Annotated in this window: 13 protein-coding genes and 1 riboswitch; of the genes, 8 read left to right on the top strand and 5 right to left on the bottom strand. The window is 66.0% G+C overall.

Annotation, left to right across the window (positions count from 1 at the left end; genetic code table 11):
• The first annotated feature begins 35 nt into the window (after window positions 1-35).
• Window positions 36-1,427, top strand: coding sequence for a glycine--tRNA ligase (locus FO044_RS09740; RefSeq protein WP_132991693.1), 1,392 nt, complete (start codon window positions 36-38; stop codon window positions 1,425-1,427).
• Window positions 1,428-1,484: 57 nt separating this feature from the next.
• On the opposite strand, the gene FO044_RS09735 is transcribed toward FO044_RS09740, so the two are convergent.
• Window positions 1,485-2,027 carry a maltokinase N-terminal cap-like domain-containing protein gene (locus FO044_RS09735; RefSeq protein ID WP_143965555.1) on the bottom strand — a complete coding sequence of 181 codons (543 nt, stop codon included), beginning with the start codon at window positions 2,025-2,027 and terminating at the stop codon, window positions 1,485-1,487.
• A 199-nt stretch (window positions 2,028-2,226) separates the two neighbouring features.
• Between FO044_RS09735 and FO044_RS09730 the strand changes: the two genes are divergently transcribed.
• Window positions 2,227-3,636 (top strand): WS/DGAT/MGAT family O-acyltransferase, encoded by a 1,410-nt coding sequence (locus FO044_RS09730; protein WP_143965554.1) that lies wholly within the window; start codon window positions 2,227-2,229, stop codon window positions 3,634-3,636.
• Here FO044_RS09730 and FO044_RS09725 read toward each other — a convergent pair.
• Together FO044_RS09725 and FO044_RS09720 are read right to left on the bottom strand one after the other, a co-directional pair.
• Complete coding sequence (locus FO044_RS09725; RefSeq protein WP_143965553.1) at window positions 3,633-4,490, bottom strand: SDR family NAD(P)-dependent oxidoreductase; 858 nt, start codon at window positions 4,488-4,490, stop codon at window positions 3,633-3,635. The genes FO044_RS09730 and FO044_RS09725 overlap by 4 nt on opposite strands.
• A 7-nt stretch (window positions 4,491-4,497) precedes the next feature.
• Window positions 4,498-5,397 (bottom strand): alpha/beta fold hydrolase, encoded by a 900-nt coding sequence (locus tag FO044_RS09720; RefSeq protein ID WP_143965552.1) that lies wholly within the window; start codon window positions 5,395-5,397, stop codon window positions 4,498-4,500.
• A gap of 324 nt (window positions 5,398-5,721) precedes the next feature.
• On the opposite strand from FO044_RS09720, the gene FO044_RS09715 reads away from it, so the two are divergent.
• From FO044_RS09715 to FO044_RS09695, 5 genes are all read left to right on the top strand, one after another.
• Window positions 5,722-6,474 carry a hypothetical protein gene (locus FO044_RS09715; protein ID WP_143965551.1) on the top strand — a complete coding sequence of 251 codons (753 nt, stop codon included), beginning with the start codon at window positions 5,722-5,724 and terminating at the stop codon, window positions 6,472-6,474.
• An 86-nt stretch (window positions 6,475-6,560) separates the two neighbouring features.
• A riboswitch (cobalamin riboswitch) is annotated at window positions 6,561-6,737 on the top strand.
• A gap of 57 nt (window positions 6,738-6,794) precedes the next feature.
• The gene (locus tag FO044_RS09710) at window positions 6,795-7,826 is read left to right on the top strand and encodes an ABC transporter substrate-binding protein (RefSeq protein ID WP_143965550.1); all 1,032 of its coding nucleotides are present in this window, start codon (window positions 6,795-6,797) and stop codon (window positions 7,824-7,826) included.
• A 29-nt stretch (window positions 7,827-7,855) separates the two neighbouring features.
• Window positions 7,856-8,854, top strand: a complete 999-nt coding sequence (locus FO044_RS09705; protein ID WP_244945736.1) for a FecCD family ABC transporter permease — start codon at window positions 7,856-7,858, stop codon at window positions 8,852-8,854.
• Complete coding sequence (locus FO044_RS09700; protein ID WP_143965548.1) at window positions 8,851-9,618, top strand: ABC transporter ATP-binding protein; 768 nt, start codon at window positions 8,851-8,853, stop codon at window positions 9,616-9,618. Before FO044_RS09705 ends, FO044_RS09700 begins: the two co-directional genes overlap by 4 nt.
• Window positions 9,619-9,660: 42 nt before the next feature.
• Window positions 9,661-12,873 carry an ATP-binding protein gene (locus FO044_RS09695; RefSeq protein WP_143965547.1) on the top strand — a complete coding sequence of 1,071 codons (3,213 nt, stop codon included), beginning with the start codon at window positions 9,661-9,663 and terminating at the stop codon, window positions 12,871-12,873.
• A gap of 13 nt (window positions 12,874-12,886) precedes the next feature.
• Here the strand turns inward: FO044_RS09695 and FO044_RS09690 are convergent, their stop codons facing one another.
• Window positions 12,887-13,726 (bottom strand): ABC transporter permease, encoded by an 840-nt coding sequence (locus tag FO044_RS09690; RefSeq protein ID WP_132991683.1) that lies wholly within the window; start codon window positions 13,724-13,726, stop codon window positions 12,887-12,889.
• A gap of 9 nt (window positions 13,727-13,735) precedes the next feature.
• Window positions 13,736-14,752, bottom strand: a complete 1,017-nt coding sequence (locus FO044_RS09685; RefSeq protein WP_143965546.1) for an ATP-binding cassette domain-containing protein — start codon at window positions 14,750-14,752, stop codon at window positions 13,736-13,738.
• A 496-nt stretch (window positions 14,753-15,248) separates the two neighbouring features.
• Between FO044_RS09685 and FO044_RS09680 the strand changes: the two genes are divergently transcribed.
• Window positions 15,249-15,887: a hypothetical protein gene (locus tag FO044_RS09680; protein WP_186290524.1), complete on the top strand. Its 639-nt coding sequence runs from the start codon at window positions 15,249-15,251 to the stop codon at window positions 15,885-15,887.
• Window positions 15,888-15,994 lie beyond the last annotated feature (107 nt).

Here is a 15,994-nt window from a genome sequence, read left to right as displayed (position 1 = left end):
ACCGAAACCCCCTACGTCGTGGAGATCAGTTAACCGTGGCTGCACAGTCCAAAGTCGATGCTGTCGTCAATCTCGCCAAGCGGCGAGGTCTGGTGTTCCCCTGCGGTGAGATCTACGGCGGTACCCGCTCGGCCTGGGACTACGGGCCCCTCGGTGTCGAGTTGAAGGACAACATCAAGCGCCAGTGGTGGCGCAGCATGGTCACCTCCCGCGAGGATGTCGTCGGGCTCGACTCGTCAGTGATCCTGCCGCGCCAGGTGTGGGTCGCGTCCGGTCACCTCGCGGTGTTCAACGACCCGTTGGTCGAATGCCTCAACTGCCACCGGCGTCATCGCCAGGACCACCTGCAGGAGGCGTACGCCGACAAGAAGGGGATCGACGATCCGGACTCGGTGTCGATGGACCTGCTCGGCTGCCCGGACTGCGGCACCAAGGGGCAGTGGACCGAGCCCCGTGACTTCAACATGATGCTCAAGACCTACCTCGGTCCGATCGAGTCGGAGGAAGGCCTGGCGTACCTGCGCCCGGAGACGGCTCAGGGCATTTTCGTGAACTTCAAGAACGTGATGACCACGGCACGGCGCAAGCCGCCCTTCGGCATCGCGCAGATCGGCAAGAGCTTCCGCAATGAGATCACGCCGGGCAACTTCATCTTCCGAACGCGCGAGTTCGAGCAGATGGAGATGGAGTTCTTCGTCAAGCCCGACGAGGACGAGACGTGGCACCAGTACTGGATCGACGCGCGCTACAACTGGTATGTCGACCTGGGGATCGATCCGGAGAACCTGCGCCTGTTCGACCATCCGGCCGAGAAGCTGTCGCACTACTCCAAGCGCACGGTGGACGTCGAGTACAAGTTCGGCTTCGGCGGCAGCCCGTGGGGCGAACTCGAGGGCGTCGCGAACCGGACCGACTACGACCTGTCGACGCACAGCGAGCACTCCGGCGAGGACCTCGTCTACTTCGATCAGGCGAGCGGCGAGAAGTACACGCCGTACGTGATCGAGCCGGCGGCCGGTCTGGGCCGTTCGCTGATGGCTTTCCTCTGCGACGCATACACCGAGGAGGAGGTGCCGAATGCGAAGGGCGGCACCGACACTCGCACGGTGCTCAAGCTCGATCGGCGTCTCGCTCCCGTCAAGGTCGCGGTGCTGCCCCTCTCGCGCAACGAGAAGCTGTCGCCGAAGGCGCGTGAACTCGCCGACGAGTTGCGCAAGCACTGGAACATCGAGTTCGACGACGCGCAGGGCATCGGCAAGCGCTACCGCCGTCAGGACGAGATCGGCACGCCGTTCTGCGTGACGGTCGACTTCGACACCCTCGACGACGATGCTGTGACCATTCGTGAGCGGGACACCATGAGCCAGGAGCGGATCGCCCTGGACAAGGTGGTCGAGTACTTGGCCGGCAAGCTGATCGGTTCGTAGTAGCCCACGCGCAAGACGAGTCCCGTATCGGGGCCGGGAGTCGGCCCGCATCGGGTGTCAGCGCAGTGCGGCGACGATCGCGGTGCCTCCCGACCACTGCGCGGTGAGCGTTGCCGCGCCCTCGGCGGGTTCCGCGGCGTCATCGGTGAACCCCAACGCGTCGGCATCGCCTGCCTCGCCGTTGACGGACAACTGCACCAGGTTGTTGAGCGGTTCGACGCGGCCGTCGGCGAGATGCAGTTCCTGATCGGCTTGCGGTTGCTCGCCGCGCAGAACTGCGGTGAATGCGGCGACGGCGACCGGGTCGCCGGCTGCCGCGTACACCCAGCGTTTGCCGAGGACCGAGTGGTCCATCGTCGCGATCAGGTGCTCGTCGGCGCCGTCGAGCGGTTCGCCCCGGTAGGTGAGGGGCACGTGCAGTGTCCGGCCACCGCGCGCGACGAGGTGCGCTTCGATGCCCACCGTGCCTGCCGGATCGTCGAGGCGATACGCGGCCAGCATGTCGAGGTCGCCGGAGCCGCCCCATGATGTCCCGTCCAGGTAAGTGCGGACGACGTCGGGCTTGGTCGGGCTCAGGGTTGCGTCATAGATCACGGCCATGGCTACGACGGTAGCTGCGGCGTCGGACAAGTGAGGCCGATTGCACGGCGAACCGACGATGTGCAAGTCTGACATCGACGAGCCGAACAGTTGTTTCCACGCCCTCGCCCTCGCGTCGGTGAGGTGCTCGCAGCGCAGGTCGGATGATAGATCATGTCAAACTAGAACAAGTTCTAATTCGTGTTGTACTCTGTCCCTCATGGATCGACTGAGCGGCCTCGATGCGAGCTTTCTGTACCTGGAGACACCGGAACAGCTGATGCACGTCTGCGGGCTTCTCGTGCTCGATGCGTCGACGATGCCCGGTGGATACTCGTTCTCGGCGATGCGCGATCTTCTCGAATCGCGCGTGCGGAAGGTCGAGCAGTTCACTCGTAAAGTCCGGCGAGTCCCGCTCGATGTCGGCCATCCCGTGTGGGTGCAGGACGATCACTTCGACATCAATCATCACTTCCACCGGATGGCATTGCCTCAGCCTGCCGGTTATCCAGAGTTGATGGAGATGTGCGGTCACCTCGCAGGGCAGCCGATGAACCGCAGCCGGCCACTGTGGGAGATGGTGGTCATCGAGGGCTATCAGGCCCCGGACGGCACCGAGAAGCTCGTCGTCTTCTCCAAGATGCATCACGCCACGGTGGACGGCGCTTCGGGCTCCAACTTGATCTCCTACCTGTGCAGCCTGGAGCCGGACGCCGCGCCGCTCGCGCCGGACGGGCCAGTCAAGCAATCGCGTGCACCCGGAGGTCTGGAGCTGCTCGGTCGTGGCCTGCTCGACACCGCCGCACGACCGCTGGGGATTCCGAGAATGGTTCCCGCGGCACTCGGGTTCATCGCGCAGACCGTCGGACGCGCACGTGAGGGCACCGCGATGGCGGCCCCGCTCACAGCACCGCGTACCTCGTTCAACGGGACCATCAACGGCCACCGGACCGTCGCCGTCGCGGACATGCGGCTGGAGGACATCAAAGAGGTACGCCGGGCGACAGGTGCGACGGTCAACGACATCGTGCTGAGTATCGCCGGCGGTGCCTTGCGTGCGTATCTGGACGAGCGCGGCGAACTGCCGGATGCGCCGCTGCTCGCGTCGGTGCCGGTCTCTGTGCGTGAGGACTCCGCACGAGATGTGGGCGCTAACAAGGTGTCGTCGTTGTTCGCGCACCTGGGCACCGACATCGACGACCCGCTCGAGCGACTGCGCCAGATGACCGAGGACAACCGGAATGCCAAGGAGCACCACAAGGCGATCTCCGCGGACATGCTGCAGGACTGGGCCGAGTTCGCTGCACCCCGCACGTTCGGACTCGCGGTCCGTGCCTACGCCGGCCTCCGCCTCGCGGAGCGGCATCCGGTCGTGCACAATCTCGTCATCTCGAATGTGCCGGGTCCGCCGGTGCCGCTGTATTTCCTGGGCGCGCAGGTGATGGGTATGTATCCGCTGGGGCCCGTCTTCCACGGTGCGGGCCTGAACATCACGGTGCTGTCGAACAACGGCGTCGTGCACGTGGGCATCATCGCGTGCGAGGAGAGCGTGCGGAGTCCGCAGGCGATGGTCGAGCACTTCCCGCGCGAGCTGAAGCGGCTCAAGGCCGAGATCGCCCTGCCGAACTAGTCGACGACGGCGGCACTGAACCTCGGAGGGTCGCCCAGGAACGGGCGATGCGACGGAGGTTGGTTGCCGTCGACATCGGCGACGCCGAGTTCTTCGGCGATCTCTGCGCCGATCAGGACCTGCCCCGTCCGATCCATCAGCTTCTCGTCTCGCGCCAGTGCTGCGATGATCCGCCCGGGGAACTCGACCGACTCGGCGGAGGCCGCGAGGCCTTCGTACATTTCCGGGTCGGCTTCGAAGGCGGCGACGGTGCGCTCGGTTTTCAGCAGTCCCATCCACAGTGAGACGGCCGCGACGCCGAACGGCTTGAAGTCGACGGCCATGTCGTGCGCCATCTTGTCGACGGCGGCCTTTCCGACGCCGTAGGCGGGACCGTGCATGTAGCAGCTGCCGCCGAACGACGACGTGTTCACCACCAGACCCGATCCGTTCGCGACCAGCAAGGGAGCTGCATAGTAGGCGGCGACGTACGCCGAGCGCATCCCGACGTCGAACATGTCGGTGAGGGCGAGCGGCTTGTCCCAGAACGGCCCCTTGCGAGTGAGCGCTTTCGGGATGGTGATCGCATTGTTGACCAGGATGTCGAGCCTGCCGTGCTCGGCCCGGACCTGCTCGAACAGTGCTTCCACCTGAGGGTCGTCGGAGTGGTCGACGATCATCGGGATGCCCGTCCCGCCGCGTCTGCTGATCTCCTCGGCGGTCCGGGCGACGGTGCCGGGTAGAGCGGAGCTGCTCTCGGCGGTGGTGCGGCCGGTGACGTACACGGTCGCACCGGTGGCTCCGAGGGCGAGCGCGATGCCCTTGCCTGCGCCGCGTGAGGCTCCGGTGACCACTGCGATTCGGGGTGCGTTCATGCCGGGATCAGTCGGCCTTCGTGTTCTCGGTCCACCGCGCGAGCACGGTGTTCGTCGCCTCGACGAGCGCGGGTACGAACTGATCTGCGTTCATTACGCAGGAGGAGTGGCCGCCGTCCACCTCGTGGACGGTTGCACCGGGAATGCGTTGCGCCATCGCCCGCTGGCGCTCCGGCGGAATCGCCTTGTCCCGCAACGGGATGACGACCGCGGTCGGGACATCGATCTCGCGGATCCACGGTTTGGTGTGGTGCCTGCCGATCGCGGCGACGGCACGTCCGACGGCGGCCGGACGCGTCGACCGGAACTCGGCGATCGCCCAGCGGCGGAGGTCGTCTTTCGGATCGAGCGACGTCCGCTGCAGGTCCGCCTCGGCGGGCATGTCGCGCCGCGCCCGGCCGAACGAGACGCCGACGCTCTGGTGGAAGAGTCGTTCTGCGACGTTGGTCTGAAACTGATCGGTGCCGGCGCACAGGACGATTCCACCGACGCGGTCCGGGTGCTGACGCCACACGCGCTGGGCGACGAGCGACCCCATCGAATAACCGGCGAACATGGCCTTGTCTATCCCGAGAACGTCGAGGACGGCGACCGCATCATCGGCGCAGTCACGCAGGGAGAACTCCGAGGACTGAATGCCGCGTCCGTGCAGCCGCTGGTCCATGGTGATGACCCGGAACCGTTTGGTGAGCGCCGGGATGCTGGGAAACCAGGTGAGCAGGCCGGTGGTCGACAACGCGTGCAGAAGCAGGATCGTCGGGGCGTCGGGGGTGGGTCCAGGACTGTCTGTGATGAACGTGGTGCCACGCTCCGGGAGGTCGACGAAGTGACCGGCGGGCACTTCCACGTCGGGGAGGCGTCCGGAGGACGGCAGCATGGAGCTGAGGTCTCGGCGCAACGGTCTCATCGGTACAACCCTCCATTCCGAACGGATCGGAACCTGTAACGCGTTTCAGTGACGGCAGTCACTATGCCACAACGTGTGCGCGTGAGCCGCATCGAGTGAGACGCCAGTGAGGTTTCGTCTCGCGGGTGCGGCGGCCGATTCGGGTGGTGCACTGACCGAGGTGCAGGTGAGGTCTGTGTCACCAGAAAGGGTGACATTAGAGGGCCTGCTGATCCCGAAACGGTCACGGTTCGATGGTGAATCGGGTGATTCGCTAACAATTCGCGTATCGGACATCGACTATAAGCACGTCCCATGCGTCTCTTTAAGCCCAGGAGTAACACCATGAAAAGCCGTATCCGCCTGTCTGTCGCCGCTGTCGCGGCGTCGGCGGCCCTGGTCGGCGGCGTCGCCCCCGTCCTAGTCGCTCCCGTCCCAGTCGCGACCGCAGCACCGTCCAACGATTCCATTGCAGCCAAGCGCGCACTCGACTCCATCGCGCCGCAGCCGCACGATGCTGCCGACGTCGTCAGCAATATCCAAACTGCGAACGCGGTACTCAAGAAGCTCGGCATCACCCCGTTCACGCCGACCCTCGGCGCCTGCACCGACTTCACGTTCCCGATGGCGGTGGGCGGCGCGATGCCGGGTCCGAACACGCCGATCCTCGGAGACATGACCTACAAGATTCTCGGTAAAGACGTCGACCTCAACGCTGTGCGCAAGGGCGAGATCCTCTACGGCTTCGTCCCGGCCGGAACGTTCGACGACTCGGCAGACAAGAAGGGGATGCAGGTCGCGTGGTTCAACGTCGACACCTTCAAGGGCGGTCTGGCCGAGCCGATGGGCGGTCTGACGGACACGATCCTGGACGCGGTCGAGAAGCGGATCGCGGAGTCCGGCCTCCCGAGTGTCCTGGTCAAAACGGCCATCGACCCGTTGAAGAAGAAGCTCAACGAAATTCCGTCCAACGGTGTCCGCGGCGGACTCGTCGAGACCGAGCAGGGCACTGTCCTGTCGGCCATTTACGGAACGGTGAAGAAGGGCGACGCCACCTGCTACTTCTTCCCGTCGATGGGCATCGCCACCGCCAAGTAGACGAACGCACTCCAGCCTTCGCGCCCGGATCTGAGTCGGGGATCCGGGCGCGAAGTGCGTGCGGGCGTCGTGCGAGTTCCGGTGGACCGTACGATGAAGACGCCAGCACGCCCGGAAACGGGCAGGGAACCCGGTGGGAATCCGGGACTGACGCGCAGCGGTGAGAGCGACGCTCCGGACGACACACCACTGGTGAGAACTGGGAAGGTGTCCGGCAGCGGCTGACCTCGAGTCCGAAGACCTGCTGGCTCCGGTGGGCAACAGCTCGCGGGAAACGCCGAAGAGCCTCGCGATCCAGGTTCTGACTCGAAAGATCTCAGATGTCTCGCGCAGTCCCGCATCGTTCACTCATCGGGGCCACAGCCCTGTTCGCCTCCGCTGTCGTCCTCGCCGGATGCGGTGCCGAACCCGAGCCCGGATCGACGTCGTCGGCTGAATCCGTCACCGTGGAGAACTGCGGCGAGCACGCCACGCTCGACGCCCCGCCACAGCGGATTGTCTCTCTCAACCAGGGCACCACGGAGGTGCTGCTTTCTCTCGGCCTGGCCGACCGGATGGCCGGCACCGCGACCTGGACCGATCCGATCCTCGGCTCGTTGAAAACCGAGAACGAGAGGGTCAAGCGAATCTCCGACAACTGGCCGTCGTTCGAGTCGGTACTCGCCGAGGAACCCGACTTCGTGACGGCGTCGTTCACGTCGACCCTCGGCAAGGGCGGTACGGCCCCGCGCGAGCGGTTCGACGAGATGGGCGTGCCCACGTACGTCGCCCCGTCGGACTGCGAGGGCAAGAAGGCTACGGGTGGGGACGGCTCGCGGACCGAGCCGGTGACCCTGGATCTGATCTACCGCGAGATCAGCGAGCTCGGACGGCTCACCGGAACCACTGACCGTGCCGATACCGTGATCGCCGACCTGAAGAAGCGCGCACGGAAGGCAGCCGATTCGGTGAACGCGAACGGGACCAGTGTCCTGTACTGGTTCTCCGATGCGGAGTCGCCGTACATCGCAGGCTGCTGCGGTGCGCCCGGGGTCATCACCGAGGCGCTCGGACTCGAGAACGTCTTCGACGACACCACTGACGAGTGGCCGCAGATCAATTGGGAGGTGGCCGCGAGCCGTAACCCGCAAGTACTCGTCATCGGAGATCTGACCCGCGACATCCAGTCCGGGGAGTCGGCGGAAGGCAAGATCGAGTTCCTCGAATCCAACCCGGTGACGCGGGAGATGGATGCGGTGAAGAACAAGCGCTACATAATCGCGACCGGTGCCGAGATGAATCCGTCGCTGCGCACCGTGTACGGCATTGAGAACGTCGCCGACGGATTGAAGCGGCTGGGTCTGGGACATTGATCGCACGAATCCAGACGCACCCTTCGGCATTGGCCGCCCTGTGGTTGGGCGGCCTGGTGCTACTGGTCATGTCGATCGGGTTCGCGGTCACCATCGGACCGTCGGGGCTCGGCTTCGGTGACGTGATGGGCTCGTTGCGTGCCAACGTGTTCGGCGGTCGAACCGACCTCAGCGGACTGCAGGAGAGCATCATCTGGAAGCTGCGACTGCCGCAGTCGGTCCTGGCCGCGGCGTGCGGTGCCGGACTCGCCGTGTGCGGCGCCGTGCTGCAATCGCTACTCCGGAACCCGCTCGCCGATCCGTTCGTGCTCGGCGTCTCGTCGGGCGCATCGGTCGGTGCCGTGTCGGTGATCCTGCTCGGTGTGGGCGCAGGCGTGATCGGGATGGCGGGCGGCGCCTTCCTCGGCGCCCTTGCTGCGTTCGGACTTGTCCTGCTGCTGGCGAAACTGGCGGGTGGCACCACCGACCGCGTGGTGCTGGCCGGTATCGCCGCTACCCAGCTCTTCTCTGCACTGACCTCGTTCATCGTCTACACCTCGGCCGACGCCGAGCAGACGCGCGGCGTGCTGTTCTGGCTGCTCGGCTCGCTGTCGTCGCCGACGTGGACTGAGGTCGCGGTGTGCGGTGCGGTGACGATCGTCGGGCTGGTGCTGTGCCTGCTGTTCTCGGGGGCGCTCGACGCGTTCGCGTTCGGCAACGACGCTGCCGCGTCGCTCGGCGTGAACATCGTGCGGACCCGGCTGATCCTGCTGTGCGTCACCGCCCTCATCACCGCCGTGGTGGTCAGTGTGTCGGGCGCCATCGGGTTCGTCGGACTGGTGCTGCCGCATGCGGCCCGGGCCATCGTCGGGGTGCGTCATCGCATCATGATGCCGACGCTTGCGCTGCTCGGCGCGCTCTTCCTGGTGTGGGCCGACGTGGCGGGCCGGGTGCTGATCGCGCCGCAGGAACTGCCCATCGGCGTGATCACGGCGATCGTCGGCGTACCGGCCTTCGTCCTGGTTCTCATTCGGCAGGGGCGACGATGATCCTGAGCGCGCAGGGTGTCGGGTGGGACGTCGGACGGCGCACCATCCTCGAGGATGTGGACCTGGAGGTCGGAGCTGGGGAAGTGGTGGGCCTGATCGGGCCGAACGGCTCGGGCAAGTCGTCATTGCTCCGGCTGATCGCCGGATTGCGGAAACCGACGCGCGGCCGGGTGTCGCTCGACGATGCCGGCTTGGACGAGCTGTCACGCAAGAGCATCGCCCAGCGGCTCGCCTTCGTGGAGCAGCAGGCGACGACCGACCAGAATCCGACGGTGGCCGATGTCCTCGAGTTGGGGCGCACACCGCACCGGCGATCGTGGGCGTTCGGTTCGGCGCACGACCATCGGGTGATCGCCACGGTGGCCCGCGAGACCGAGATCGACGGCATGCTCGACGAGCGGTACGCCGCCCTGTCGGGCGGGGAGCGGCAGCGTGTGCAGATCGCGCGGGCCTTCGTGCAGCAGCCGCGATTGATGATCCTCGACGAACCCACGAATCACCTGGACATCAAATACCAGCTCAGTCTGCTCGACCTCGTGTCCGATCACGTCCACCGAACCGGGGCGGCCGCACTCATCGCGCTCCACGACCTGAACCTCGCCGCGATGTACTGCGACCGCATCGCGGTGCTCGCCGGCGGCCGGAAGATCCGCGAGGGGCTGCCCGCCGACACGATCACCGAAGACACGATCGACGCGGTCTTCGGTGTGCGTGCGAACGTCATCGATGACGGCGGAGTGTGGGTGCGGGTCAACCGGCCCTGAAGTGGCAGGCCCCGAAATGGCCTGCGGACTACTGTTGTGGCAATGCCGCCAGACATGTCGAATCCGTCCGAGCAGTCCGTCATCGGGTTGCTCGGTCCGATCACGGTAGACGGCCGCGCGGTCCCGGGCATGCGGGCGCGGCGGCTGCTGGTGGCGCTGGTTCTGGCAGGTGGGCGGCCCGTCTCGACACAACGGCTGATCGACGAGGTGTGGGGCGACGACGCACCGAAGTCGCCGCACGCAGCATTGCACACGCAGGTCTCGCGTCTGCGTCCCATCCTGGGAACCAGCGCGCTCGTCGGCGACGACGGCCGGTATCGGTTATCCGGATTCACCACCGACGTCGAGATCGTCGAACGTGCACTTGCGCAGAGCGATCCGGATGCGGCCGAGCGATACTGGCGCGGCGACGCAGGTGAGGATCTCGGTGCGCAGGACGAGCTCGCCGATCGCCTCCGCTCAAACACGTCGCGGCTCCGCGGCCGGGTGGACGATGCGCGTGCACACCGCGCTTCGCGCAACGGCGACCACGCGGTCGTGGCCGAGATCGCCCAGGCGCGGATCGACGACGATCCGCTCGACGAACCGGCTCACGTGCTCTTGATGAGGACGCTGGCCGCCACCGGCCGCACGAACGAGGCACTCGCGGTGTTCGCGCGGCTGCGCCGCACATTGGCAGAGGAACTCGGGGCTGACCCTGGACCGGCCGCGTCGGCGGTCAATGCCGAGCTACTCGCCGCGGCGAGCGGCGGCGCACTCGCATCGTCGGGATCGCCTGTCCGCCGCACGCAAGACCGGCTGTGCGAAGTCGGACTCATCGGCCGCGAATCGGACCTCGATGCGCTGGACGCGTTGCTCGTACAGCGGCGGGTGGTCACCGTGCAGGGCCCCGGCGGTGTCGGCAAGACGAGCATTGCGTCGACGCTGGGCAAGAGGTTCGCGGATCGCGGCACGTCCGTGTACTTCGTCCCCCTCGCGGCGGTCCGGGACGGCGACGATCTGATCGCCGCGGTGGCCGGCGGGCTCGGGGTCGGTGAGTCTGATGTACGCACCAGTTCGGTGCCGCGCATGGTGGTGAGCGACCTGTCCGAGCGACTCGGTGACGCGTTGCGCGGCACCGACACACTGCTGATCCTGGATAACTGCGAGCAGGTGATCGATGCCTGTGCGTCGCTCGTCGAATCGCTGGTAGCAGAGCTGCCGCGGCTGAAAGTCGTGGTGACGAGCCGTTCGCCTCTGCTGATCGCGACGGAGCAGGTGTACCCGCTGCCCGTGCTGGGGACCGACGGCGCGCTGTCGCCAGGAGTCGAGCTGTTCGTGGAGCGGGCCCGCTCGGTGCGGCCGAACGCCGAGCTCGACCCGGTGGCCGTCGCGACGCTGTGCGCGCACCTGGACGGATTGCCCCTCGCGATCGAACTGGCCGCGGCCCGCATTCGGGTGATGAGCGTCGACGAGATCATGGCGGGGCTGACGGAGCGGTTCGCCTTGCTTCGGTCGGCCGATCGCCTGGCGCCCGACCGGCATCGGACCCTCGAGGCCGTCATCGACTGGAGCTGGGACCTGCTCGACGAGCCTTCTCGCGCGGCGCTTCGTCGTACCTGCCTGTTCCCGGACGGCTTCTCGTTCGACGCGGCAGCGACGGTCACCGGAACCTCGGGCGCGGCCCTTGCGGACGCGCTCACCGCACTGGTCGACCAGTCGTTGTTGCAGGTGATCGAGTCTGCTGGGCAAACCCGCTACCGAATGCTCGAGATGGTCCGCGAGTTCGGTGAGCAGCGGGCCGAACTTTCGGGCGACGTCGACGCGGTGACCGCTGCGATGACTGAGTGGGCGTGTGCCTTCTGCCATGGCGTGCGGGAGCGCTACGAGCAGACACCCGACTATGTGCTCGCCGCCATGGTCGCGGTCGAGAGCGAGAACCTGGTGTGGGTGCTCCGGCGGGCGGTAACTGCTCTGGAGGACGGGGACGCGAGCGCTGGCGACATCGTGACGGCGGTGTTCCCGATAGTGGGGTTATTTTGGGCCAGTCGGGGTCTGCATGCGGAGGTGGGCGTGTGGGGTGCGCGGGCGGTCCGGGCGCTTCCGACACCGCCGCCGGGTTTGGACGACTCGTCGCGCGAGGCATGGGAGCTGACTGTGGGGATCGCGACGGCGCACCTGATGCCTACGGGTGACACACGTGGGCTGGGACGCGGAGCGTTCCTACTGCGACGGCTGCACCGTCCGGAACTGACCTTTGAGGACCCGATCGAGTTTCTCGTAACGTTGATGCTGGTGCGCAAGATGCCCGCCGTCTACCGGATCGTGCTGCGCGGTCTGGAACCCGGACGACCGGAGCGAGTGCGTTGGGTGGCATTGAGTTTCCGCTTCAATGTTCGGGAGAACATCGGCGACCTGGACGGCGCGTTGCGTGACGCCGAGGAGGTAGCGCGACTCGCGGGACGGTCGGACTTCTTCGCTGCCGCCATGACCGACATGACGACGGCCAGCCTCGTCGGACAGCGCGGAGAGTGGGCTCGCGCTCTGAAGTTGTACGAGCGCAGCGTCGAGCGGTTCCGGGCACTGGGCGCCGAGAACGACTCGTTGCAGGTCGGTGGGTACATCATCGCTGCCCGGCTGCTGCTCGGCGATTTCGACGGAGCACGCGCAGGTCTGGACGAGCTCAGCAACGGGTGGAAGCCGGAAGATCCGACACCGCAAGGTAATCCGGAGGCCATCTCGGTGATGATGGTGGTAACTGCCGAGTACCAGCGGATGAGAGGTACGGCGTCTGATGCGGACGTGGCCGACTTGTTCATCCGCGCCGCCGACCTGCTGAGGACCGAGCGTGCCCACGCCACCCGCGATCCGGGAGTGATGGGGATGGTGACTGCGGCTGTCGCCGGACTGATCAGTGTCGGTGCGCATGAGCGGGCCAGTTCGTACGTCAACGAACTCAGCGATTCGGTGATCGCGATGAACGACGGTGCCGGCTGGATCGACGTCCCGCAGGCCGCTGGGGTGGTGTTCGTGCTCGGCGTGCTGCAAAGGTGCACGACTACTGACACGCGCGGTGCGCGCTGGATGGCGTTGGGGATCCGGCTGGGAGCTCGCCACGACTACCCGGCGCTGCATGAGCTGATAGCGGACGCCCAGCGTCTGTCGGGGTGCAGCGACGAGCAGTGGGCGGAACTGCAGGCGGCATGTGCTGATTTGCCGCGCAGAAGGGCGCTCGACGAGGGGATCGATATCCTCGCCGAGCGCCTGGGCACGTAGCCGTGAACCGCGACTACTTGGCGTTGCGGATGTAGGCGCGCACTGCGAGCGGAGCGAAGATGGCGATCAGCACGGCCGCGCCGACCAGACTCCACACGACATGTGTGCCCACGTGTCCGTCGTTGCACAGCTCGCGGATCGCCGACACCAGGTGGCTCACCGGGTTCACCTTGACGAATCCCTGCAGCCAGCCCGGCATGGTCTCGACCGGGACGAACGCGTTCGACATGAACGTCAGCGGGAACATGATCATCATCGACATGCCCTGCACGGTCGACGCCTTACTCATCAGGCAGCCCATCAGGGCGAAGATCCACGAGACCGCGAAACTGCACACCAGGATCAGAAGTGTCGAACCGATGACGCCGATCACCTCGGGGCGCCAGCCCATCGCGATGCCGACGCCGAACGTGATGGTGGTCGCCAGCAGATAGCGCACCACGTCGGCGAGCAGGGCCCCGGCGAGCGGACTGATGCGGGCGATCGGCAGGGCGCGAAAGCGGTCGAAGACGCCCTTGTTCATGTCTTCACGTAGCTGGGTGCCAGTGACGATGGACGTCACGATAACGGTCTGCACGAGGATGCCGGGGATGATTACCGGCAGATAGCTCGACACGTCGCCGCTGATGGCGCCGCCGAAGATGTAGGTGAACATCAACGTGAAGATGATGGGCTGCAGGACGACGTCGAAGAACTGCTCAGGGTTGTGACGCATCTTGAGGACACCGCGGTAGGCCATCGAGAACGATTGGCGGACAGTCTCGGCGAGGCCGATGGAGTGCTGCGCCCGGGTGCGGACGGCGGAGACGCTGATCGCGCTTCCAGGCTTCGGTGGGGTGAGTGTGGTGGTCATGATCGGCTCCTAGGAGTTGTCGGCGGTCGCGGAGAGCTGCTCGGGCTGGCCGGTGATGGTGAGGAAGACTTCGTCCAGGCTCGGCTTGGACACGGTGATCTCGTCGACGGTGATCTGGCGTTCGCGCAGTGCGATGAGGAGGTCGGGTACCAGGTCCTGGCGGTGCAGGGGCGCGGTGATGCGGCCGGCTTCGGCACTGAGCGCCGCCGGTTCGCCGAGGACGGATTCGGCGAGCTGCGCGACGGTCGGCGCGTCCGCGCGGTCGACGGGGGCGAGGGTCAGCGTGCTGAGTCCGACCGATTCCTTGAGCTCATCGGCGGTCCCGTCGGCGATCACCCGGCCGCGATCGATGACCGCGATGCGGTCCGCGAGCTGGTCCGCCTCATCGAGATACTGGGTCGTGAGCAGCACCGTGGACCCCTGCGCGACGAGCTTTCGGATGGTCTCCCACATCTGGGCGCGAGTGCGCGGGTCGAGACCGGTCGTCGGCTCGTCGAGGAACAGCAGGGGTGGCGTGTCGAGGAGACTCGCCGCCAGGTCGAGACGCCGACGCATGCCGCCGGAGAACTCCTTGAGCGGGCGGTCGGCGGCTTCATCGAGGGCGAAGTCGGCGAGCAGCTCCGCGGCGCGCGACTTCGACTCGCTGCGTGACTTGCCGAGGAGTCGGGCGAACAGCATCAGGTTCTGACGGGCGCTGAGGTCTTCGTCAACCGATGCGTACTGGCCGGTCACGCCGATCAGGGAGCGGACCGCGACCGAATCGGCGACCATGTCGTAGCCGAATATCTTCGCGCTGCCCGCCGTTGGAGTGAGGAGTGTGGCGAGCATGCTCACTGTGGTGGTCTTGCCCGCGCCATTGGGCCCGAGGACGCCGTAGACGGTGCCCGCAGGAACCGCGAGATCGACGCCGTCGACGGCCTTGGTGCTTCCGAAATGTTTGACGAGGCCGCGAGCGTCGATCGCGAGATCGGTGCCCGGCCCGGGTGCTGGAGTGGCGGCGCCGTGCGCCGTGAGTGTCGTTGTCATGCCGCTGACTCTGCGCCGAGGTTCTTACACGGTGCTGTCGTCGGCTTACGTGAGCTGTCGTCGAGGAGTGCTGCGGCGAGAAGTGCTGCGGCGAACGGCCAGAATAGCGTCCTCGGAGGGAAGATTGCCCTCGGAGACCGATATATCGGCCATTCTCCGTGGTGAGGGAGTATGAGCATTGCGTGGACCATCGAAAGTGTTTGAATGCGGGCGAGCCTCCTATGGTCCGAATGGGTGAACCTGGATGACGTGGCACGATTGAGCCCCGCCACAGTCGTCTCAACTGGCTAATCTTCGACTTGTGAACGGAGTGAAAACCGACCAGTTGCAGGCAACTATCAGGATGGCCATCGCATCGTGTGCCACGGTTCTCGTGCTCGGAACAGGGGCGTGTGCGACGAACGATGGGCAATCCTCGCCTGATCGAACAGCCACGTCGCAGACCACAGCAGGGCCTGCTGGACCCTCTGCAGCGGCACGCGTCACGGGACTGACTATGACGATTGAGACTGTCGATGACGGAGCCCTCGTGCCTGTCGGCAGTGCGGGGGAACCAGTACCGGGCGTGGTATTTACTTTCATCCTGCAGAACTCCAGCCAACGGACATTCGAACCAGCGCAGTGGCCACAGGTGACTCTCAAATCTGCCGGTGCGCCCGTGAATTCTGCGACTGAGCCGGACGACAGTTCAATTGGCGGAGGACTGGCCGCATCGGTGGCAGCGGGCGGGTCGATGAGAGTGAAGGAAGGGTTCGCCACGGAGAAGTCGAAGCTTCGGGATGCGACGGTGACGATCGGTAAAGCGGTCTGGCGCGGGGACTTCAGGCGATTCAAGGCGTCGCCGACAACACTGACCGTCGAACAGCCCGTCGAGACTGTGACGCAGACCGAGCTTCCGAAGCCCACTGAGACAGCAGTGGAACCGACGATTACCGAACCGAGGACCACCGAGCAGGCAGCGGAGTGTGCTGAAGGGGCGGTCACCAATGACGGCGGCGGAACTTACTCCACCTGCACCAACGGACAGTGGGTGCACATCGAGCCGACGTTTGATCCGGATTCGGGTGACGGCTACGGCCCGAACCAACCGCTTCCACCACTGTGCGTACGGTTCCCCGACGATTACGACTGCTGATCGCCTGTCCGGCATCACACCCTCACCTGCGGCTTCGGCTACAAACCGCATCGTAGATAAGGCATAGTTGGTGGAGGAGTTCGTCGCGTGGGCAAGGGGTTCGCGGT

It is taken from the genome of Gordonia zhaorongruii, assembly GCF_007559005.1.
GTDB lineage: Bacteria > Actinomycetota > Actinomycetes > Mycobacteriales > Mycobacteriaceae > Gordonia > Gordonia zhaorongruii.
The sequence above is the reverse complement of the archived record's forward strand: the minus strand, read 5'-3'. Positions and strand labels throughout refer to the sequence as shown.

Excerpts from the sequence above, each read along its gene's own strand:
- FO044_RS09720 (WP_143965552.1), bottom strand. The coding sequence starts at position 5,397 with ATGAGACCGTTGCGCCGAGACCTCAGCTCCATGCTGCCGTCCTCCGGA.
- FO044_RS09735 (WP_143965555.1), bottom strand. The coding sequence starts at position 2,027 with ATGGCCGTGATCTATGACGCAACCCTGAGCCCGACCAAGCCCGACGTC.
- FO044_RS09730 (WP_143965554.1), top strand. The coding sequence starts at position 2,227 with ATGGATCGACTGAGCGGCCTCGATGCGAGCTTTCTGTACCTGGAGACA.
- FO044_RS09685 (WP_143965546.1), bottom strand. The coding sequence starts at position 14,752 with ATGACAACGACACTCACGGCGCACGGCGCCGCCACTCCAGCACCCGGG.
- FO044_RS09680 (WP_186290524.1), top strand. The coding sequence starts at position 15,249 with ATGACGATTGAGACTGTCGATGACGGAGCCCTCGTGCCTGTCGGCAGT.
- FO044_RS09725 (WP_143965553.1), bottom strand. The coding sequence starts at position 4,490 with ATGAACGCACCCCGAATCGCAGTGGTCACCGGAGCCTCACGCGGCGCA.
- FO044_RS09690 (WP_132991683.1), bottom strand. The coding sequence starts at position 13,726 with ATGACCACCACACTCACCCCACCGAAGCCTGGAAGCGCGATCAGCGTC.
- FO044_RS09715 (WP_143965551.1), top strand. The coding sequence starts at position 5,722 with ATGAAAAGCCGTATCCGCCTGTCTGTCGCCGCTGTCGCGGCGTCGGCG.
- FO044_RS09695 (WP_143965547.1), top strand. The coding sequence starts at position 9,661 with ATGCCGCCAGACATGTCGAATCCGTCCGAGCAGTCCGTCATCGGGTTG.
- FO044_RS09700 (WP_143965548.1), top strand. The coding sequence starts at position 8,851 with ATGATCCTGAGCGCGCAGGGTGTCGGGTGGGACGTCGGACGGCGCACC.
- FO044_RS09710 (WP_143965550.1), top strand. The coding sequence starts at position 6,795 with ATGTCTCGCGCAGTCCCGCATCGTTCACTCATCGGGGCCACAGCCCTG.